This is a genomic window from Hydrogenophaga sp. BPS33 (assembly GCF_009859475.1).
Taxonomy (GTDB): Bacteria; Pseudomonadota; Gammaproteobacteria; order Burkholderiales; family Burkholderiaceae_C; genus Hydrogenophaga.
In genome coordinates this window covers 389,229-409,115 of the sequence record NZ_CP044549.1, presented here as the reverse complement: position 1 = coordinate 409,115, position 19,887 = coordinate 389,229, and the positions used below count along the sequence as shown (strand labels likewise).

Sequence of the window (19,887 nt, the reverse complement as noted above, 5' to 3'; positions counted from 1 at the left end):
CTCGGTTGGGAATCGAATTGCGCGACAGCGCGGTTCAAGTCTTTGCAGCCGCAGTCGACGATGTGGAATGCCAATGGAGCATTTGCCACGCGCCGTCCTTCTCGCACCACACGCTGACGTACACGCAGTCGCTGGTGCGCTGCTCGCCGGCCAGCGCGAAGTCGAGTTCGAGCCGCCCGCTCATGAGGGCCAGGCCCCCTACCGAGCGCACCTGCGTGCCGTGCCGGCGCGCGGCCAGGTAGTGCACGCGGCGCGAGCGCAGGCTCTCCAGCAACGAGGCCTTCGAGTCGGAACGGCCGTTGACGTGCACGTAGACCAGCTCGTCGGCGAACAGGCGTTCGAGCGCTGGCCAGTCGCAGGCGATCTTGGCGCGAAAGCGCTCGTCGTCCGCAGCCTCGATGGCCTGCTGCAGTCCGGTGTGCGGCTCCATGCGCGTGCTCACCAGGCGCGGCGGTAGATCTCGAGCACGTCGGCGTGCTCCACCTTGCGCGGATTGAAGTGCGTGCCGCGCTCGTGCATCGCGTCTTCGGCCAGGTCGTTCAAACCGGACTCGGGCACGCCCGCATCGCGCAGGCGCGTGGGCAGGCCGGTGCTTGCCTGCAGTTCGTGCACGGCCTGCACCGCGCCCAGCGCCGACTCCGCCTCGCTGCCGAAGCGGCCGAACGCGCGGCCCGCGCGCGCCATCTGCGACTGCGTGGCCTCGCGGTTGAACTCCATCACGTGCGGCAGCATGATGGTGTTGGCCACGCCGTGCGACACGTCGAAGCGCGCCCCCAGGCAATGGCACATGGTGTGGTGCAAGGCCGTGCGCGCGTTGCAGATCGACATGCCGCCCAACAGCCAGGCCTGCTGGATCTGGCCACGCACCTCGACGTCGTCGGGGCTGGCCGTCAGGCGCGGCAGCCATTGGCCGAACTTCTCCATTGCCGCGAGCGCGAAGGCATCGGTGACCGACTGGCGGTTGACCGCGTACAAGGCCTCCACCGCATGCGCCAGCGAGTTCATGCTGCTGCCGGCGGCGATGCGCACCGGCGTGGTGGCCGCCACCTCGGGGTCGAGCAGGATCACCTGCGGCGGCATCGAGATGTTCCAGAAGATCCACTTGCGCCCATCGGGCGCGCGCAGCCCCGCGCCGGGCGTGACGTCGGAGCCCGAGCCCGTGGTGGGAATGCAGATGTGCGGCAGCGCCGGCTCCAGCATCTTCTGCGCGTTGAGCGCCGAGTTGTAGGGCGGCACGATGCGCAGGTCGGCGATGTCGCCGCCCAGCAGCACCGCCAGCGCGATGCACTTGGCGGTGTCGATGGTGCTGCCACCGCCGATGCTCACGACCACGTCGCAGCGCTGCTCGCGCGCGATGGCCACACCTTTGCGCACCCAATCGGGGTTGGAGTGCGGTGTGATGCCCAGCAGCTCGCCCGCCAGGCGCTCGCCCAGGGCGGCCCTGAGTTGCACGAGCAAGGGGCTCTTGGCCATGTTCTCGCCGGCCACCACCAGCACGCGCCGTGGGCCCTTGTCGGGGTCGAGCTGGTCGACGGTGTCGCCCACCTTGGCCAACAAGCCCGGACCATAGTGGATCTTGCGGGCAGGGTCGATCTGGGAAAAGGCGGTCATGCGGTATGTCCTTGCGTGAGGGGTTTGAAAGAAAGAGGGAACGCAGGAGCGCGAGGCGCCTGAGATCGGCCCTTGGGGATCCAGCGCAGGGCAGCAGCGCTGCCCGTCGCTCAATCCAGTTTGATGTTCGCGGCCTTGACGACCGGGCGGTACAGCTCGGTATCGGAGCGGATCAGCTTGGCCGCGTCCTCGGGCGTGCCGCCGCGGATGATCCAGCCGCCCGCGGCCATGCGCGCGCGCAGCTCGGGGCTGGCCAGCGCTTCGTTGAAGGCGCGGTTGAGCACCGTCGCCACACCGGCCGGCAGCCCGGGTGGCGCCAGCACCCCCTGCCAGGTCACCGCCTGGAACGCCGGCAGGTTGGCCGCTTCCTTCAAGGTAGGCAGTTGGGGAAAGAGGTCCCAGCGCGAGGAGCCGCTCACGCCCAGGCCCAGGATCTTTCCGCTTTCGACGTAGGGCTTGGCGATCACGTCGGTGAACATCACGTCGATGTCGCCCGCCAGCAGACCCTGCATCGCCGGCACCGCGCCCTTGTAATGGATCTGCGTGTAATCGATGCCCGCCTGCGCGCCCACCATGGCCAGCGCCAGGTGGCTGCCGGTCCCCGGTCCGGGCGAGCCGCCCGTGAGCTTGCCGGGGTTCGCCTTGGCATAGGCGATGAAGCTCGGCAGGTCCTTGAACGGCGCGTCGGGGCGCGCGACCATCAGCAGGTAGCCCTCGATGCCCAACACGATGGGCGTGTAGTTTCGACCGGGTTCAATGGCGAGCTTGGGGTCGATCAAGGGCGCCACGACGAGCTGCGAGTTGTTGAACTTGCCAATGGTGTAGCCATCGGGCTTGGCACGCATCACCATGTCCAGCCCGATGCGCCCATTCGCGCCCGGCTTGTTCTCGACCACGATGGGTTGGCCCAGCCGCTTGCTGGCTTCCTGCACGATGGCGCGCCACGCGATGTCCGAGACGGAGCCCGCGGGATAGCCGTAGATGAAGGTGATGGGCCGATCGGGGTAGGTCTGCGCCCAGGCCGCGCTGGCCAGCACGGCAGCGCCCGCGCAGGCGGCGATGTTGCGGATGAGGTGGCGCAGAGGGAATGCCATGTTGTGTCTCCTTGTGTCGTGTTTCGTGTGTCGTTGCAGTGGGTTCAGCCCACCGGCAGCGCGGCCACCACCGAGGCCGTGCTGTTGAGGTTCAGCGTGGTTCTCGTGAACATCGGCGTGACCGCTTCGCCTTCGGTCACGAGGTGCCAGATGTCACGGCGCTCCGAGGTCGGCCAACCTTCGCGGTTGTGCACCAGGGCGGTGTTGTCGAAGATCACCAGGTCGCCGCGCCGGGTGGTCGCGATCCAGTCGCAGTCCTGCTGGTTTGTGAACGCCCAGAGTTCTTCGAGCAGTTCGCGCGACTCGGCGTCGGAGAGGCCCGGCACGACCGAGTCGCGCCGGCTGGGCAGATAAAGAATGGGCGCGCCGCTGCCCAGGTGCCGGCGCACGAGCGGCTGCAACTGGCCGATCTCCCTTTGTTCGCGGGGCAGCGAAGCGCCGTTCTGATGCACCAGCACATCGACCGAGCGCGGGTACATGTGGTGCACCGCGCGCAAGGGCGCGATGCGCTCTTTCAGGCGCTGGGGCAAGGCCTCGTACACCTGGATCATGTTCTTGTAGCCGTTCTTCGGCGCAGAGGGTGGCGTGATCACGCCATAGAACACCGAGACGCCGGGCGGCACTTCCCATTGGCCGGCGTCCGTGTGCCAGATCTGCGCGGAGTTGTTGCCGTCGCCGCAGCGCTGGCCGTTGGCGGCTATGCCGTTGGAGAGCACCTGCAGGAACTTGCGCCCCGGCACATGCGAGGCCGATCGCAAATCCATCAGCGGCCCGAAAGCGGCGGTCAGCGCCAGCGCTTCATCGGGTGTCACGTCCTGCTCGGGAAAGCGCAACAGCAGGTGGCGGGCGATGGCCGCGCGCAGCAGGGCTTGCAGTTGCGCATCGGCCGCGCATTCGGCTGCCGAGACGTTCAGCACGTCCACGCCGAACGTGCGGGACAGCGGGGCGAGTTCGAGTGTGCCGGCGATGGAGAACTTCATGTCGCGCTCCTGGGTCTTGGGGAACCGTTGCGGATCAATGTAGACCTGCGCCGCGAGGCGAACACATACGGGCACGCGGATTTCACGTATGCGATTGAAACGCCGAGCAACCAGGGACAAACCCGCACGCCCGTTGGCCGCCACCGGGTGCTGCGTGGGCGCGAGCGGTCCTGGATTCGGGTGCTGCGGTTCATAACAGCACGCCCCGGTTCTTCAGCGCCCGTTGAGCAGGGCCTGGCCGTGGCTGAGCACGACCTGGTTTCTCTCCACCGCCAGCGCGCGGAAACGCACGCGCCCGGGCTCGGCGCCCTCGTCGTGCCACATCTCCACCTGCAGCGTGTCGCCCGGATAGACCACTGCGGAGAAGCGCGTGTCGAACTCGACCAGCCGCGCGGGATCGTCCCCGGCAAAGTGCCGCAGCACCGCCCTGCAGGCCATGCCGTAACTCGCCAGCCCGTGCAGGATCGGCCGCTCGAAGCCGACCGAGCGCGCCACCGCCGGGTCCACGTGCAAGGGGTTCTTGTCGGCCAGCAAGCGGTAGAGCAGCGCGGCATCGGGCCGGATGGTCTGGCGGAACACGGCATCGGGTCCGCGCCCCTCGGGCGTGGGCGTCAACGCCACCAGGGGTTCGTCGCTGGGCTGACCGCCCCGCGCCAGCGCGTAGCCGCCGTCCCCCCGGCAGAAGTTCACCTGTTCCAGCGTGGCCAGCAACGTGCCGTGTTCGTCGCTCAGCTGGCGCTCCATCACCATCACCGCGCCCTTGCCCGCACCCTTGTCGCTCAGGCGCGCCACGCGGTTGCTGCCCACCACCACGCCGTCCACCGGCAAGGGCCGGTGCACCCGCAGCCGCTGTTCGCCGTGCAGCACGTTCTTCCAATCGAGCTCGACGTCGGGTTCGCGGATCCACAGGCCCGGATGGCCGAGCACCACTGCCTGCGTGGGCAGCACGCGCAGGCCGCCGGCATGGCCCTCAAAGGTGAAGGCCAGTGCGCCTTCGGACACGGCGTCCTCCCCCGCGCCCAGCGCGAGCGCGTAAAGGATGCACTGGTCCGCGCTCAGCGTCTGCCGCACGGGAGCGAAAGGGCGTTGTTTGAGATGGGCGTAGTCGATCGGCATGGCACGGTCTCAGTTCAACTGGCCGATCGCCAGCTCGGGCTTGAGCGCGCTCTTCTGGATCTTTCCAGCGGCGTTCTTGGGCAGCTCGTTCATGACGTACACGCGCTTGGGTCGCTTGAAGCCCAGCCGCTCGCGGCCGTGCGCCAGCAAGCTCTTGGCGGCGTCGGCGTCGCGAAACACCACATAGGCCGCCACCGACTGGCCCCATTCGGCGTCGGTCTCACCGACCACCGCCGCCTCCTGGACCGACGCGTGTTCGTACAGCACGTCCTCCACTTCACGCGGCGCGATGTTGTAGCCGCCGCTGATGATCATCTCGTCCTTGCGGCCCAGCAGATAGACGAAACCGTGCGCATCGACGCGCCCCATGTCGCGCGTCTTGAGCCAGTCCCCGCGCATCACTTCGCGCGTGAGGTCGTCGCGGCGCCAGTAGCCGCTCATCATCTGCGGACCGCGCAAGACCACCTCGCCGATGCCGTCCACCGGCACGTCCTGGAAGTCCTCGTCGACCACGCGCATCTGCATCGTGGTCCAGGGACGACCGGCGGAGATCAGGCGCTCCGGATGCGGCTGGTCGAGCTGGTGCTCCTCTGCGGGCAGGATGGACAGCGTGACCGGGCATTCGCTCTGCCCGTAGATCTGGACCAGCTTCTTCGCGCCGAACACCTCGATCGCGCGGCGCAGCGGCTCCGCGGGCATGGGGCTGGCACCGTAGATCATGGCGCGCAGCTTGGGGAATTGCATCTGTTCCACGCCGGGCACGCGCAGCAGGCGCTGCAGCATGGTGGGAATGAGCTTGACCACCTCGATCTCGTGCTCGGCCGTCAGGCGCAAGGCGTCGGCGGCGTCGAACTGGCGCTGGATCACGCTCACGCCGCCCTTCATGAACTGCGGCAGCACGAAGAAGCCCGAACCATGGCTCAAGGGCTGCATGAGCAGGACCTTCTCGCCCAACGCGAGCGGCCCCACCTCCATCAGCAGGTTGTAGCAGACGTGCAGGATCGCGCGGTGCGAGAGCATCACGCCCTTGGGTTTGCCGGTGGTGCCCGAGGTGTAGAACAGGCAGTAGATGGCCTCGTCGTCGATCTCGATACCCGGAGCGTGCGCGCCGCCCGAGTCGAGAAAGTCCTCGAAGCCGCGCACGCCGTCCAGCGCCGCCGTGCCTTCGTCGGCTCGCACCATGAGGGCGCAGGCCGGCGTGTCCTGCACGGCCTTCTCGATCTCGGCGTCGAACGAAGCGCCGTAGACGATGGCGCGCGCTTCGCTGTCTTCGAGAATGATGCGCGCCTCGCGCGGCGTGAGGCGCGGGTTGAGCGACACACGCACCAGGCCGGCCTTGGCCAGCGCAAAGTCCAGCTCGACACAGCGGATGGAGTTCTCCAGCCACGAAGCGACGCGATCGCCCGGCACCAGACCCCCGGCCAACAAGGCGTTGGCCAGGCGGTTGCTGCGCTCTTCGATCTCGTCGACGCTGCGGCGTTCCTCGCCACAGATGGCCGCGGGCATTCCGGTGTACAGGCGCGCGCAGCGGTGCAGTTGCTCAGCGACGTTCAAGCGGCCTCCCCCGTCGGTTCGTAGGCAAATCCCACGCGGCCATCGGCACGCGGCAGCAGCTTGAAAGCCAGGCGCATGCCGGGCGCCAGCGCCGTGCCCGGCGCGGCCGCGATCGGTGCGAAGGTGCGCGGGCCCTCATCGGTCTCAACCTGGCCGATGAAGTACGGCGCCTCGAAACCATCGGCGGAATGGAACACCTCGGAGGACTGGCCCAGCGTGGCCTGCTGGCCGATGCACACCGTGGCCAGATCGCGCGCGCCACAGCGTGGGCAGGCGGTGATCTGCAGCAGCACGGTCTGCCCGCAGCCGGCGCAGCGCGAGCCCTTCAGGCCGGGTGCGCCGGCGATCTCGCCGTCCAGGAAGAACAGCGCGGGATTGGTCTTGACGCCGGTTGCGGTCATTGTGTTTTCTCCAGAATGTGAACAGCGCTCACAGCCGGGTCTTCGCCGACCCAGCCGCCCGAGTTGTGCGCCATGGCCAGGCGCGCGCCCGGCACTTGCCGCGCGCCGGCGTCGCCGCGCAGTTGCAGCGCCAGTTCGATAAGTTGCGCGACCCCGGTGGCGCCCACCGGATGGCCCCGCGAGTTGAGGCCGCCGCTGGTGTTGACCGGCAAGCGGCCGCCAAGCGCCGTGGCTTTTTCGGCCACCAGCTGGGCCACTTCGCCCGGGCCGCAGAGCTCGAGCTCGCGGTAGTGCATGAGTTCGGCCGGTGAGACCGCGTCGTGCACCTCGGCCAGGCTCAGGTCTTTCGGGCCGATGCCGGCTTGGGCATAGGCGGCGCGCGCGGCCAGCGTGGGGCCGGGCGTGTCGTCGTCCAGCCGCCAGGGCGACGAGGCCAGTGCGCTGGCGCGCACCCGCACGCCGCCGCGTCCTGGCGTGCGCGAGAGCACCAGCGCCGCAGCGCCATCGGAAATGGCGCTGCACATGAGCAGGCGGATCGGGTCGGCGATCATGCGCGAGTCGAGCACCTGTTCCATCGACAGCGGCTTGCGGTACTGCGCGATGGGGTTGCTGACGGCGTGGTCGTGGTTCTTCACCGTGGCCCAGGCAAACGCTTCGGCGCCCACGTCCTCCTCTTCCATCATCTCGCGCACGCGGATGGCATCCACCGCCGAGAACTGCAGGCCGATGTTGCCCATCACTTCCGTGTCGGCGGAGTTGGCCAGGGCCGCGAGCGTGCGGCCCGTGTCGCCGACGAACATCTTCTCGGCGCCCACCACGAGCACGGTGTCGTATGCGCCGCTGGCGATGGCCAGCGAGGCCAGGTGCACCGCCGTGCTGCCGCTGGCGCAGGCGTTCTCCACGTTGACGACCGGAATGCCGCCCACGCCGATGCCGCGCAACCAGGTTTCGCCGCGCACCGATTCCTGGTTGTTGAGCAGGCCCGCATAGGCGTTGGCGCAGAACGCGGCATGGAGGTCGCGCACGCCCAGGCCCGCGTCGTCCAGCGCGCCCAGTGCGGCGGTGGCCGCGAGGGTCTTGAGCGGCACGTCGGGCCAGCGGCCGAAGGGGTGGTAGCCCACGCCGCGGATGTAGATGGGATGGCCGTTCATGGCTGCTGTTCCTTGTAGTCGCGCAAACGGGGCGCGTTGTGGTGGATGTAATCGACGATGTCGCTCAGCGTGGTGCCGGGGCCGAACACGCCGCGAATGCCCATGCCCGCGAGCTCTTCCTGTGCGGCCGATGGCACGATGCCGCCCACGACGAGGAGCACGTCGTCGATCTCGCGCGCCTTCAGCGCTTGGGCCACGCGCGTGGTGAGCGGCACGACCGCACCGGAGAGGATGGACAGGCCCAGCACGTCGGCGTCTTCTTCGAGCACGATGCGCGCGATGTCGTCGGCGGTGCGGCGCAGGCCGGCATAGATCACCTCCATGCCCGCATCGCGCAGGGCCTGGGCGATGACCTTCACGCCACGATCGTGGCCATCGAGCCCGACTTTGGTCAGCACCACGCGGATCGGGCGTGGCCCGCGGATGGGTGGTTGGGCGTTCATCAGAACCTCACGGCTTCGGGGACATAGACACCGAAGACCTCGCGCCACACGTCGGCGATCTCGCCGATGGTGGCGTAGGCCTTCACGCATTCGAGCAGCGCGGGCATGACGTTGGCGCCGGCCGCGCAGTCGGCCTTCAGGCGCGCCAGACCGTGTTCGACGGCCTGCGCATCGCGCCGCGCGCGCACCGCCTGCAGTTTGGCCACCTGGCGTTCGGCCGCCGTGGGGTCGACCTTGAAGGTCGGCATGGGCGCGGGCTCGTCGCTCTGGTAGCGGTTGACGCCCACCACCACCTGTTCGCCGCTCTCGATGGCACAGGCTTCGCGGTAGGCGCCTTCGGAGAGCGCACGCTGGAAGTAGCCCTGGCGCACCGCTTCGAGCGAGCCGCCCATGGCGTCGACCTCGGCAATGATCGCGTCGATGCGGCGCTCGTATTGCAGCGTGAGGTGCTCGAGGTAGTACGACCCGCCCAGCGGATCGACCGTGTCGGGCACGCCGCTCTCATAGGCAATGATCTGGTTGGCGCGGATCGAGGTGCGCGCGGCTTCCTGCGTGGGAATGCCCAGCGCTTCGTCGAAGGAGGCGGTGCGCGTCTGCTCGCAACCGCCCAGGATCTGGGCCAGCGCCTGTAGCGTGATGCGGGCGATGTTGTTGAGCGGCTGCTGCGCGGTGAGCGGGCGGCCCGAGGTGGCGGCGTGCAGGCGAAAGCGCTGCGCGCGCTCGGTGGTGCCGCCAAAGCGCTCGCGCACCAGGCGCGTCCACACCTTGCGCACCGCGCGGTACTTCGCCACTTCCTCGAAGAAGTCCATCTCGGTACAGAAGTGCAGTTCGAGCACATGGCCGAAGTCGTCGATCTGCATGCCGCGCGCCAGGCAGCTCTCCACATAGGCGATGCCGTTGCAGATGGTGAAGGCCGCTTCCTGCACGCACGACGCGCCGGCCTGCTTCATGTGCGAGCCCGAGACCGAGATCGGCAGCCACTCGGGCGCGGCGGTGCGGCAGTGCTGGATCATGTCGGTGGTGAGCTTGAGCGCCGCCTCGATCGGCAGGAACTGCGTGCCGCGCGCCACGTATTCCTTGATCGGGTCGTTCTGCAGCTGCACGATGCAGTCGCCCGTGGGCGTGCCGCGCTTCTCGTAGAGCGCGAGCAGCCAGGCGCAGACGATCGGCCCGATGGCGTTGGCGGTGGAGAAGATGTGGCCCACCTGTTCGAGCGGGATGCCTTCGAACACGCGCTCCACGTCGTCCAGCGAGGTCAACGCCACGCCGATCTGCCCGACCTCGTCGCGCGCCATCTCGTGGTCGGAGTCGTAGCCGATCTGCGTGGGCAGGTCCAGCGCGATGGAGATGCCGCCCGTGGTGCCTTGCGACATGAGGTAGCGGTAGCGCTGGTTGGCGTCCTCGGCGGAGCCGAAGCCGGCGTACATCTCGGTCTTCCACAGCTGCGCGCGGTAGCCCGATGGCGTGAAGCCGCGCGTGTACGGCTGCTCGCCGGGGTAGCCCACATCGCGTTCGTAGTCCCAGCCCTCGCGCGCCAGGTGGTCGGGCGTGTAGACCGGGTCGATGGTGAGGCCGCTGGGTGTCTGGAACACCGGCTTGCGGCCCTGGGACAGCTGTTCGCCATGCCGCTCGAGCCAGGCGTCGTAGGGAGGGGTGGTCGGCTTGCTCATGGTCAAGGGTTGAGCTTGAAGTTGGCGTCTTTCACGGTCTTCGCCCAGCGCGCGGTGTCGTCGCGGATGCGCTGGCTGAACTGCTCGGGGGTTTCGGTGATGACGTCGTACGACAGGCCGGCCAGGCGCGCGCGCACGTCGGGCAGCGCCATGATCTGCGCCACCTCGCTGCGCAGCTTGTCGACCACGGCCGCGGGCGTGCCGGCGGGCGCGAAGACGGCGATCCAGGTTTCCACCACCACGTCGCGCAGGCCGCTTTCCCGCAGGGTGGGCAGCTCGGGCAGCACGCTGGAACGCGAGGCCGAGGTCACGGCCAGCGGCCGGATCTTGCCGGCCTTCATGTGCGGCAAGCCGAGGAAGGGATCGAACACGATCTGCACTTCCTTGCCGAGCATGGCGGTGACCTGCGGCGCCGTGCCCTTGTACGGAATGGCCACGACGTCGGTGCCGGTGGCGTGCTTGAACATTTCGCCGGCCAGGCGGGTAAAGGTGGAGCCGGCCGCGAAGTTGAGCTGGCCCGGCCGCTCCTTCAGGTAGGCCACCAGTTCGGCCACGTTGCGCACCGGCATCTCAGGCTGCACCCCCAGCACCAGGCCCACGCCGGCGAGGTTGGCCACCGGCACCAGGTCCTTCATGGGATCGAAGGGCATCTTGTAGAGCGCCGGGTTCATCACGATGGCGCTGGAGGGGATCACGCCCAGCGTGTAACCGTCGGGCGTGGACTTGGCGACCTGTTCGGCGCCGATGAGGCCGTCGGCGCCCTGCTTGTTCTCGACCACAAAGGGCTGGCCCAGGCGCGAGCTCAGGTGCTCGGCGACCAGGCGCGCGGTCACGTCGGTGCCCGAACCGGCGCTGAAGGGCACCACGATTTTCACCACGCGGTTGGGCCAGGCGCCTTGCGCGTGGACGGCCAGCGGCAGTCCCGCGAGCGCCGCCAGGGACGCGGCACCCAGCAGGCGCACAGCGCCACGGGTGAAACGGTTTGGGAGAAAGGCAAAGAGAGGGTTCATGGCGTTGTCTCCTGGGAATCGGGGGAATGAAAAGGAGCGGTGAGTGCCTCCGAAGACGCCGCCAGCACCGCTTCGGCCAGGGCCTCGGCCGCCAGCAGGGGGTTGGCCCCTTCCTGGGCCAGACGCGCCTCGAGCGCGGGCATGAGTTGCAGGGTGGCGATGCGCTCGGCCAGGCGCCGCTGCACCTCGGCCTGGAAGTGGGCCTGCATGCGGCGCAGGTCGCGTTGCCGGTCGAGCACCTGCCGTTGGCCAGTCGCCTCCAGCAGGTCGCGGTGCTCGCTGAGCCGGGCGCACAAGGCGTCGACGCCCTGGCCCGTGAGCGCGACGGTGGACAACACGGGGGGCTGCCAGTGCGGCTGTCCATCGGACAGCGTGTTGGCGCCCTCGCGCATGTGGGCCACGCGCTCGGACAGCGTCAAGGCCTGGCGCAACGAAGCGGCCGTGTCCGCCGCGCCCGGCCGGTCGGCCTTGTTCACTGCGAATACATGCGCCACCTCCATCACGCCGGCCTTCTGCGCCTGCACGTCGTCGCCCAGCCCCGGCGCGCTGACCAGCAGCACGGTGTGCGCGATGTCGAGCACGCCCAGCTCGGACTGTCCGGCGCCCACCGTCTCCACCAGCACGATGTCGCGCCCGCCCACGGCGGCCACGCGGATCAGGTCGGCCACGCACACGGCCAGACCGCCCTGCCCGCCCCGGCTGGCGACGCTGCGAAAGAACACGTTGGCGGGCGCGGCGCCCGCCGCATCGCGGATGCGGTCGCCCAGCAAGGCGCCGCCGCTCAAGGGACTGGACGGGTCGACCGCCAGCACCACCACGCGCGCGCCACCTTCGGCGAAGTGGCGCGCCAGGTGGGGCACCAGGGAGCTCTTGCCCGCACCGCCCACGCCGGTGATGCCGATCACCCAGGGCGTGGGCGCGCTGGCGCCGTAGACCAAGGCCAGCAAAGCCTGTGCGCCCGGGTCGCCGTTCTCCACCCAGGACAGCGCGCGCGACAGGGCACGGGGCTTGCCCGCGGCCAGGTCGGCGTGCAGGCGCTGCGCGCTGTCCAGCTCGGCGCGGTCCGGGGCGTTCATCCGTTGGCCCTTTTGGGAGCGCCCAGGTGGCGGGCGATCGCGTCGCGCAGCAGGGTCACGTATTCGAGCTGGCGGGTGCGCATTTCTCGCGCCCAGCCGCCAATGCCCACGGCCAGCGGCAGGCCGTCGACCGTCATGGGCAGCAGCATGCCGATGAGCCCTGCCCCCGGCGTGACGCCGCGCAGCATGACGGAGTAGCCACGCGCTCGGATGGTGTTGAGCTCGCGGCGCAGCGCCGCCAGGCTCACCAGCTCGTTCTCGGACAGGTCACCGCCGTTGTGGCGCAGCACGAGGTGGCGCACCTTCTCGTCGGACATGGTGGAGAGCAGCAGCCGGCCCAGACCCGAGGCCACGAGCGGGCGCATGGTACCGGGGCCGACGTGCATGCGCATCGTCGTGGTGGCCGGCACCACGTGCAGGTACTGCGCCTGGTCGCGCGTGGGGCCGGCGAGGATGATGGTCTCGCCGGTCTTGTCGCTCAACTCGGCCATCATGCGCAGCATCTCGCTCGTGGGGCTGAGCAGCGGTTCGATCCAGGCGCCCAGCAGCGTCACGCGCGGCGTGGGAAAGTAGCTGCGCTTGTCGGGACCGTGGCGCAGGTAACCGTACTCCAGCAGGCTGCTGAGCAGCATGGAGGTGCTGGAAACGGGGTAGCCGAGCTCGCGCGCGATCTCGCCCACCGTCGCTTCGCGTTGCAGGCGGTCGAACAGCTCGAGCACTTCGAGCACCCGGACCGCAGACTTGACCTCGCGCCCCACGATTGGCCTTCCTTTCGTCTTAAATGTAGGCGCCGCCGTTGATGCCCATCACCTGGCCGGTGATGAACGAGGACTCGTCGCTGGCGAGAAAGCTCACCGTCTGCGCGATGTCCAGCGGCAGGCCCACGCGCGCGAGCGGGATTTCGCCCACATACTGCGCGCGCAGCTTCTCGTCGGAGAGCACCTTGCCGGTCATGTCGGTTTCGATCAGGCCGGGGCAGATGCAGTTCGCCCGGATCTTGTAACGCGCCAACTCCTTGGCCGCGGCCTTGGTGAGGCCGATCACGCCGGCCTTGGCCGCCGCATAGTTGATCTGGCCGATGGAGCCGCGCTGGCCCGCCAGCGAGCTGATGTTGACCATGGCACCACCGCGCTCTTTCATCGAGCGCGAGGCCGCGCGCGTGGTGTAGAAAAAGCCGGTGAGGTTGATCTGGATCACGTCGTCCCACTGCTCGTCGGTCATCTTCGGGATCATGGCCGCGCGGCTGATGCCGGCGTTGTTGACCAGCACGTCGACGGGCCCCAGTTCCTGCTCGATGCGCGCGAACGCTTCGTCCACCGCCGCCGATTGGCCCACGTCCACCGCGTATCCCGTGGCATTCAGTTTTTCCTCGCGCAGTGCGGCGGCGGCCGCTGCTACCGCGTCGGCGTTGATGTCCCACAGCGCCACCTTCGCGCCCTGGCGCGCCAGTTCCAGCGCGATACCGCGCCCGATGCCCTGCGCCGCGCCCGTGACGATGGCGACCTTGTTGTTCAGCTTGCTCATGGAGGTGTCCTTGTGGAGAGGGGTTACTGCGGTTGGTAGTTCGCGGCCTTGGCAGCGCGCGTCCAGAACTCGACTTCCGAACGGATGATCTGGCCGAAGTCCTCGGGGCTGCCGCTCAGGGGCTCGGCGCCGGCCTGGCGCACCACGTCGCGGAAACCCGAGGTGCCCGAGATCGCCACCAGTTCGCGGTTGAGGCGTTCGACGATGGCCCGTGGCGTGCCGGCGGGGGCCCACACGCCACCGTTGAAGACGGTCTGGAAACCGGGAAAGCCGGTTTCGGCCAGGGTGGGCACTTGCGCGAAATCGGCCGAGCGCGCCCGCCCGCCGCTGCCGATGATCTTGAGCTTGTCGGCCTGCAGGTGCGGGCGGTAGGTGACGATGGCGTCGAGCACCACCTGGATCTCGTTGGACAGCAAGGCCAGCGTCACCGGCGAGGAGCCCTTGTACGGAATTTCCTTGATGTCCAGGCCCGCAGCCGTCTTGAGCGCTTCCATCGCCAGCATCGTGCCCGGCCCCGAGGCGCCGTAGTTCAGCTTGCCGGGATGGGCGCGCGCATGGGCGAGGAACTCGCCGATGGTGGAGACCGGCAACTGGCGGCTGGTCATCAGGAAGTAGGCGCCCTGGTACAGCGGCGCGACCGGCGTGAGCGCGGTCCAGAGGTCGAACGGCACGTGCTTGTTGTAGACCGAGGTCATGCTCGACCCGCCGATGAACAGCAGGGTGTAGCCGTCGGGCGCCGCGCCGGCCACGATCTGGCCGCCGATCAGCGTGTTGCCACCCGGCTTGGCGTCCACCACCACCGGCTGGCCCAGGCGCTCGCTGAGCTGCGTGGCCACGTGGCGCGCGACCACGTCGGTGGTGCCCCCGGGCGGGTACGGCACGACCAGGCGGATCGCCTTGGCCGGATAGGTCTGCGCCTGCACCGCGGTCAGCACGGCGCCGAGCAACAGGCCACCCAACAGCGTCGCCAGCAGCCGTCGCTTCCAGGAGGTAGCGGATGCGACGGCCATCAGAGCGCCTCCTCGCTGCCGAACACGGCCGTGACCTGGCTCGAGAGCGTGCCGCCATTGCCATGCGTGAGCGCGAGCTTCACGTCGGCCACCTGCCGCTCGCCGGCCGTGCCCGAGATCTGCGCGAAGGCCTCGATCATGGTGAACAGGCCGTACATGCCGGGGTGGCAGAACGACAGACCACCTCCGTTGGTGTTCACCGGCAGTTCGCCGCCGGGCGCGATGCGGCCGCCGCGCACGAAGTCCGCGCCCTCGCCCTTCTTGCAGAAACCGAGGTCTTCGAGGAACAGCATGGTGTTGAGCGTGAACGCGTCGTAGAGCTGCACCACGTCGATGTCGGCCGGCTTCACACCGGCCATGGCGAAGGCGCGGGCACCCGAGTCGACCGCGGCCGTCGAGGTCAGGCTGGGCATGCTCGCGATGTCCAGGTGGCTCGTGGCGCCGGCTGCGCCCAGCAGGAAGGCCGGGCGCTTGACCGTGTCGCGCGCGCGCTCGGCGCGCATCATCACGACCGCGCCCGCGCCGTCGGTGACGAGGCAGCAGTCGCGCACGTTCAGTGGCGTGGACACCATGCGCGCGCCCAGGTACTGCTCCATCGTGAGCGGTTCGCGCATGAAGGCGTCGGGGTTCTTCTGCGCCCACTGGCGCGCGGCGATCGCCACCTCGCCAAAGCTCTCCTTGGTGGCGCCGAATTCGTGCATGTAGCGCGCAGCCGCCAGGGCATAGGAGCTGGCGATGCCGGCCTTGTAGGGCGCCAGGTAGTACGGCGTCTTCATCACGCTGATGAGCTTGCCCGCCGCGCTGCGCTGGTTGCTGCCGTAGGTGATGAGCGCGACCTCGCACTGGCCGCTGGCCAGCGCATAGGCCGCCCACATGGCATGCGTGAGGAAGGACGAGCCGCCCACGCGGTTGTTGTCCATCACCTTGGGCTGGATGCCGACGTACTCGGAGAAGGTCAGGCCCGAGAGCAGGTCGTCGGGCAGCGCGATGAACAGGCCATCCACATCGGCGAAGGTCAGGCCCACTTGCGACAGCGCCTTCTGGCTCGCGTGCGCGGCCAGTTCCATGTTGGTATACCCGGGTGCTTCACCACAGCCGAAGATGGCGCCGCTGACAATCGCGGAGCGGCCGCGCGGAAAGGAATCGATCATGGCCTTCTCACTGCTGGGATTCGGGAACGAACACGACCAGGTGCTGGCCGTTCTCTTCGATGACGCGCGCGCGCACGGGCATGCCGATGCGCACGTCTTCGGACGGCACGCCGTCCACACGCGCGAGCATGCGGGGGCCTTCGGCCAGGTCGATCAGCGCAATGTTGAGGTTGGGTGTGGGCGGGCGCTGCATCAGCGTGGTCGTGCTGTAGACGGTGCCGTGGCCACTGGCCTCGACCCACTCGAGGTCGGTGCTGCCCGTGCCGGGCTCGACCACGCGCGGGTGGAAGATGTGGCGGCCGCTGGTGCGGCTGCGTTGGATCATGAACTTGCCCTGGGCGAGGAAACCCGTGAAGTCCGCTTCGGGACGCATGTCGCTCATACCGTTCTCCTGGAAGAGGCCGGCGTGGCCGCCGGCGGTGGGGTGGCGGCCGCGGCCGCCGTGTAAGGCGCGCGCAGTTCGCGTTTGAGAATTTTTCCGACTTCGCTGCGCGGCAACGCCTCGCGCAGCTCGACGCCGCTCACGCGCTGCAGCTTGCCCAGGCGCTCGTTGGCCCAGGCGCGCAGCGCGTCGGCCTCCAGCGCTGCGCCGGCGCGCGGCACGACGAACGCCAGCGGCGTCTCGCCCCATTGCTCGCTCGGGATGCCCACCACCGCCACCTCGGCAACGTCGGGGTGTTGTTCGATCACGCGCTCGATGTCGACCGCGTACACGTTGAAACCACCGCTGACGATCATGTCCTTGGTGCGGTCCAGCAGCACCACGAAGCCATCGTCGTCGAAGTAGCCCACGTCGCCCGAGCGGTAGTAGCGCACGCCCTCGGCGTCGTACCAGGTGACTTCTTCGGTCTTCTCGGGCTGCATGAAGTAGCCGACCATCATGGCGGGCTGGCGGCCCACGAGTTCGCCGGTCTTGCCGCGCGGCAGTTCGCGGCCTTCCTCGTCGATCATCTTGACCACGCAGCCCGCGATAGGCCGGCCCACGGTGTGCAGCTTGTCCGGGAAATCGTTGAGCACCAGATTGCAGTTGGCGCCGCCTTCTGAGTGGCCGTAGATCTCCAGCATCTTGCCGGGCCAGCGTTCGATGGCATCGCGCTTGAGCAGGGGCGACAGCGGTGCGCTGGTGCACAGCTTCCACTGGAAAGCGCCGAGGTCGAAGCGCTCGAAGTCGGGATGCGCGAGGATGCGCTGCACTTGCACCGGCACCAGGATGGTGTGCGTCACGCGCTCGTCCTGCGCCAGTTGCAGCCAGTTCAAGGCATCGAACTTGCGCATCAGCAGGGTCTTGCCGCCCAGGCCGATCGAACCCAGCAAACAGGCATGCGTGGTGTTCGAGTACAGCGGCGTGGAAATGAGCGTGACCGTACCCGGCCCGATGCCGAAGCGGCCCATGCGCGTGAGGTGCTCGTTGCGCATGCCGTGGCTGTGCACGATGCCCTTGGGTTCGCCGGTGGTGCCCGAGCTGTACATGATGTTGAACAGGTCGTCTTCGCTCACGGCCACGTCCACCGGCGCCACCGTCTCTTCATCGCCGAGCCAGGCCGACCAGGCCTGCCAACCGGCGGCGCCGGCTTCGAAGCTCACGAACTCGCGCAGGCTGGGGCAGTCCGGGCGCGTCTGGTCCAGGGTGGCGTGCTGCGCCGTGGCGGCGAAGACCATGCGCGCCTGTGCGTCGTTGACCATGCCCACGATGGAGGGCAGCGAGGTCATGGTCGGCAGCGGCACCATGCAGGCACCGGCGCGCACCGCGCCCAGGAAGAGGAACAGGTACTCGGGCGAGTTGGGGCCGATCGATGCGATGCGGTCGCCGCGCGCGATGCCACCGGCCACGAGGCGCGCGGCCACGCGGTCGAGCAGGCGGTCGAACGCCGCCCAGGTGATGTCGTGGTCGTCCATGCGCAGCGCGATACCCTGAGGGTCGCGCTGCGCGTGCGAGCGGATGCGCTGCGACAGCGGAACAAAGGGCGCCTTCACCGCTGCGGCGGCAGCGGGCGCTTGCGCGGAGGGACTTTCGGATACGGTCATGTCGACTCAATCCGCACGAATGCCGGTGGTCTTGATCAACTTTTCCCAGCGGCCGAAGTCGGTCTGCAGGAAGCGGGCGAACTCGGCTTGCGTATTGCCCGCCGGAATCGCGCCCAGGCCGGCCAGGCGTTGCTGTGTCTCGGGCGCATCGAGTGCGCGCCGCACGGCTGCATTGAGCTGCTGCGTGATGGCGGGCGGGGTACCGGCCGGCGCGACCAGCCCCAGCCAGGGCGTGGTGACCTCAAAACCCGGGAAGCCCGATTCGGCCATGGTCGGCACCTCGGGGAACTGCGGCAGGCGCTGTGCGCTGGTCACCGCCAGCGCCTTCACGCGCTTGGCCTCCACCTGTTCCTTGGCACCCGCGACCGCGTAGAAGATGAACTGCACGCGCCCGGCCATCACCTCGGCCAGCGCCGGCGCCTGGCCCTTGAACGGGATGTGCAGCATGTCCACGCCGGCGGTGGTGGCCAGCAGCGCGCCGGCGAGGTGGCCTGAGCCGGCAACCCCGGCCGAACCGTAGTTCACCGAGCTCTTGTCGGCCTTGGCCATGGCCACCAGTTCCTTGGCGTTGTTCGCCGGCAGGTTCGGGCTGGCCAGCAGGATCAACGGCAGCGTGGCCACGCGCGAGATCGGCACGAAGTCGCGCAGCGGGTTGAACAGCACCTTGCTCATGGTGAGCGGGTTGGTGATCAGGGTCTGCGAATCCAGCAGCAAGGTGTAGCCATCGCCCACGTCGCGCGCCACCGATTCCTCGGCGATGCGGCCGGTGGCGCCCGGGCGGTTTTCCACCACCACGGGCTGGCCCAGTGTCTTGGCCATGTCGGCGGCGAGCGTGCGCGCCACCAGGTCGGTGGGGCCGCCGGCAGCGAAGCCCACCACCAACTTGATGGGCTTGTTCGGGTAGGCCTGCGCCGCAGCGGGCAGGGCCACGCAGGCCGTGGCGGCGGCGAAGGCTGCGCTGAGAAGCAGTTGGCGTTTGTGGATCATGTCGTTGTCTCCTGGGTGTTGTCGTGGATGGCGAAGGTGCGGCCCTTGCCGTCACCCGCCGCCGGGGCATTGAGCAGGTCACCGCGCAAGTCGCGGCCCATCAGGCCGAGCGCGCGCAAGGCCACCGCACGCTTGACGAAACGGTGCGGCAAGGCTTCGGCCGAGAAGCCGATGCCGCCGTGGATCTGTACGTTGGTCTCGGCGTTGGTCTGAGCGGCATCGCCCGCCAGCCAGCGCGCGGCGGCGAGGTCGGCGGCCACTTCCACCGTGCCCGGCGCATCGCGCAGGCCGATGGCGGCCACCAGCGTCTGGCACCAGGCGGCTTCGGCGCGCACCGCCGTGTCGGCGCAGGCGTGCTTGACGCCCTGGAACGCGCCGATGGGCTGGCCGAAGGCTTCGCGCAGGCGCGCATAGTCGGCCGCCATGTCGCGCGCGGCCTCGGCCGCGCCGGCCAGCAGCGCGGCGATCAGCAGGTCCAGCCGCTGCGGCAGCGGTGCGGTTTCGGCCGGCACCCAGGTGCGCGCGGCCACCGCTTGTTCTTCAGGGATGTCGAGCGATTCGATAGAGAGCGTCTCGTCGATGCAGCGGCCGGCGCGCAAGGGCAACGCCGCTCGCTCGACCAGTGCGCAACCCGCGCCGCTCCAGGCCAGCAGCCAGTCGCAGCCCTCGGCGTCCAGCGCCTGCCAGCGCCCGTGCAGGCGCGGGCCGGTGGTGTGAGGGCCTGCCGCGTGCAGCAGCCCCACCGCTTGCTCGCCCGCGAGCAGGCGATCGCGCAGAGCGGCATCGCCGCTGACCACGGCCAGGTGCGCAGCCAGCACGGTGGCGGCCACGCGGGGCGGCACCAGCGCCCGGCCGCACTCGCGCAAGACCAGGGTTTCTTCGACGCAGGACAGCCCCAGGCCGCCGTCGGCCTCGCCCAGGCCGATGCCGAACGCGCCCAGATCGGCCAGGCTTTGCCAGCGCGACATGTCGCCGTGCAAGGCCCATTCGCGCAGGCGATCGAGCGGCCACAGGCCTTGCAGCAGCTCGCGCGCGGCCTCGGCGATGTGTTGCTGGTCTTCGGTGGGCACAAGGGTTCGCATGG

General features: G+C 69.1%; 20 protein-coding genes. All 20 read right to left on the bottom strand.

What is annotated here, in order from left to right; translation table 11 throughout:
• Positions 1-34: 34 nt before the first annotated feature.
• The 20 genes from F9K07_RS01835 to F9K07_RS01740 all read right to left on the bottom strand — a co-directional run bounded on the left by F9K07_RS01835 (position 35) and on the right by F9K07_RS01740 (position 19,885).
• Positions 35-430, bottom strand: a complete 396-nt coding sequence (locus F9K07_RS01835; RefSeq protein ID WP_159588821.1) for a nuclear transport factor 2 family protein — start codon at positions 428-430, stop codon at positions 35-37.
• Positions 431-438: 8 nt separating this feature from the next.
• Entirely contained in the window at positions 439-1,611 is a 1,173-nt protein-coding gene (locus tag F9K07_RS01830; RefSeq protein WP_159588819.1) for an iron-containing alcohol dehydrogenase family protein, read from the bottom strand.
• A 110-nt stretch (positions 1,612-1,721) separates the two neighbouring features.
• Complete coding sequence (locus F9K07_RS01825) at positions 1,722-2,705, bottom strand: Bug family tripartite tricarboxylate transporter substrate binding protein (RefSeq protein WP_159588817.1); 984 nt, start codon at positions 2,703-2,705, stop codon at positions 1,722-1,724.
• 44 nt (positions 2,706-2,749) lie between these two features.
• On the bottom strand, positions 2,750-3,685 hold the full coding sequence (locus tag F9K07_RS01820; protein ID WP_159588815.1) for a TauD/TfdA dioxygenase family protein: 936 nt from the start codon (positions 3,683-3,685) through the stop codon (positions 2,750-2,752).
• Between the two features lie 213 nt (positions 3,686-3,898).
• The gene (locus tag F9K07_RS01815) at positions 3,899-4,801 is read right to left on the bottom strand and encodes a MaoC/PaaZ C-terminal domain-containing protein (RefSeq protein ID WP_159588813.1); all 903 of its coding nucleotides are present in this window, start codon (positions 4,799-4,801) and stop codon (positions 3,899-3,901) included.
• Between the two features lie 9 nt (positions 4,802-4,810).
• Positions 4,811-6,355: an AMP-binding protein gene (locus tag F9K07_RS01810; RefSeq protein ID WP_159588811.1), complete on the bottom strand. Its 1,545-nt coding sequence runs from the start codon at positions 6,353-6,355 to the stop codon at positions 4,811-4,813.
• Entirely contained in the window at positions 6,352-6,756 is a 405-nt protein-coding gene (locus tag F9K07_RS01805; RefSeq protein WP_159588809.1) for a Zn-ribbon domain-containing OB-fold protein, read from the bottom strand. The genes F9K07_RS01810 and F9K07_RS01805 overlap by 4 nt, the downstream gene beginning before the upstream one ends.
• Complete coding sequence (locus F9K07_RS01800) at positions 6,753-7,907, bottom strand: thiolase family protein (protein WP_159588807.1); 1,155 nt, start codon at positions 7,905-7,907, stop codon at positions 6,753-6,755. The genes F9K07_RS01805 and F9K07_RS01800 overlap by 4 nt, the downstream gene beginning before the upstream one ends.
• A complete protein-coding gene (locus tag F9K07_RS01795; RefSeq protein ID WP_159588805.1) occupies positions 7,904-8,350 on the bottom strand; it encodes a cobalamin B12-binding domain-containing protein in 447 nt (148 codons plus the stop codon). Before F9K07_RS01795 ends, F9K07_RS01800 begins: the two co-directional genes overlap by 4 nt.
• On the bottom strand, positions 8,350-10,020 hold the full coding sequence (locus F9K07_RS01790) for an acyl-CoA mutase large subunit family protein (RefSeq protein WP_159588803.1): 1,671 nt from the start codon (positions 10,018-10,020) through the stop codon (positions 8,350-8,352). Before F9K07_RS01790 ends, F9K07_RS01795 begins: the two co-directional genes overlap by 1 nt.
• Positions 10,021-10,022: 2 nt before the next feature.
• Positions 10,023-11,030, bottom strand: coding sequence for a Bug family tripartite tricarboxylate transporter substrate binding protein (locus tag F9K07_RS01785; RefSeq protein WP_159588801.1), 1,008 nt, complete (start codon positions 11,028-11,030; stop codon positions 10,023-10,025).
• A complete protein-coding gene (meaB, locus tag F9K07_RS01780; protein ID WP_159588799.1) occupies positions 11,027-12,106 on the bottom strand; it encodes a methylmalonyl Co-A mutase-associated GTPase MeaB in 1,080 nt (359 codons plus the stop codon). The genes F9K07_RS01785 and meaB overlap by 4 nt, the downstream gene beginning before the upstream one ends.
• Positions 12,103-12,864 carry an IclR family transcriptional regulator gene (locus F9K07_RS01775; RefSeq protein WP_159588797.1) on the bottom strand — a complete coding sequence of 254 codons (762 nt, stop codon included), beginning with the start codon at positions 12,862-12,864 and terminating at the stop codon, positions 12,103-12,105. Before F9K07_RS01775 ends, meaB begins: the two co-directional genes overlap by 4 nt.
• A gap of 19 nt (positions 12,865-12,883) precedes the next feature.
• Complete coding sequence (gene fabG / locus F9K07_RS01770; RefSeq protein WP_159588795.1) at positions 12,884-13,630, bottom strand: 3-oxoacyl-ACP reductase FabG; 747 nt, start codon at positions 13,628-13,630, stop codon at positions 12,884-12,886.
• A gap of 23 nt (positions 13,631-13,653) precedes the next feature.
• Positions 13,654-14,640: a Bug family tripartite tricarboxylate transporter substrate binding protein gene (locus tag F9K07_RS01765; protein WP_159588793.1), complete on the bottom strand. Its 987-nt coding sequence runs from the start codon at positions 14,638-14,640 to the stop codon at positions 13,654-13,656.
• The gene (locus F9K07_RS01760; RefSeq protein WP_159588791.1) at positions 14,640-15,791 is read right to left on the bottom strand and encodes an acetyl-CoA acetyltransferase; all 1,152 of its coding nucleotides are present in this window, start codon (positions 15,789-15,791) and stop codon (positions 14,640-14,642) included. The genes F9K07_RS01765 and F9K07_RS01760 overlap by 1 nt, the downstream gene beginning before the upstream one ends.
• A 7-nt stretch (positions 15,792-15,798) precedes the next feature.
• Positions 15,799-16,173, bottom strand: a complete 375-nt coding sequence (locus F9K07_RS01755) for a Zn-ribbon domain-containing OB-fold protein (protein WP_159588789.1) — start codon at positions 16,171-16,173, stop codon at positions 15,799-15,801.
• Entirely contained in the window at positions 16,170-17,816 is a 1,647-nt protein-coding gene (locus F9K07_RS01750; protein ID WP_159588787.1) for a class I adenylate-forming enzyme family protein, read from the bottom strand. Before F9K07_RS01750 ends, F9K07_RS01755 begins: the two co-directional genes overlap by 4 nt.
• A gap of 6 nt (positions 17,817-17,822) precedes the next feature.
• Positions 17,823-18,803 carry a Bug family tripartite tricarboxylate transporter substrate binding protein gene (locus tag F9K07_RS01745; RefSeq protein ID WP_159588785.1) on the bottom strand — a complete coding sequence of 327 codons (981 nt, stop codon included), beginning with the start codon at positions 18,801-18,803 and terminating at the stop codon, positions 17,823-17,825.
• Positions 18,800-19,885 carry an acyl-CoA dehydrogenase family protein gene (locus tag F9K07_RS01740; RefSeq protein ID WP_159588783.1) on the bottom strand — a complete coding sequence of 362 codons (1,086 nt, stop codon included), beginning with the start codon at positions 19,883-19,885 and terminating at the stop codon, positions 18,800-18,802. The genes F9K07_RS01745 and F9K07_RS01740 overlap by 4 nt, the downstream gene beginning before the upstream one ends.
• Positions 19,886-19,887 lie beyond the last annotated feature (2 nt).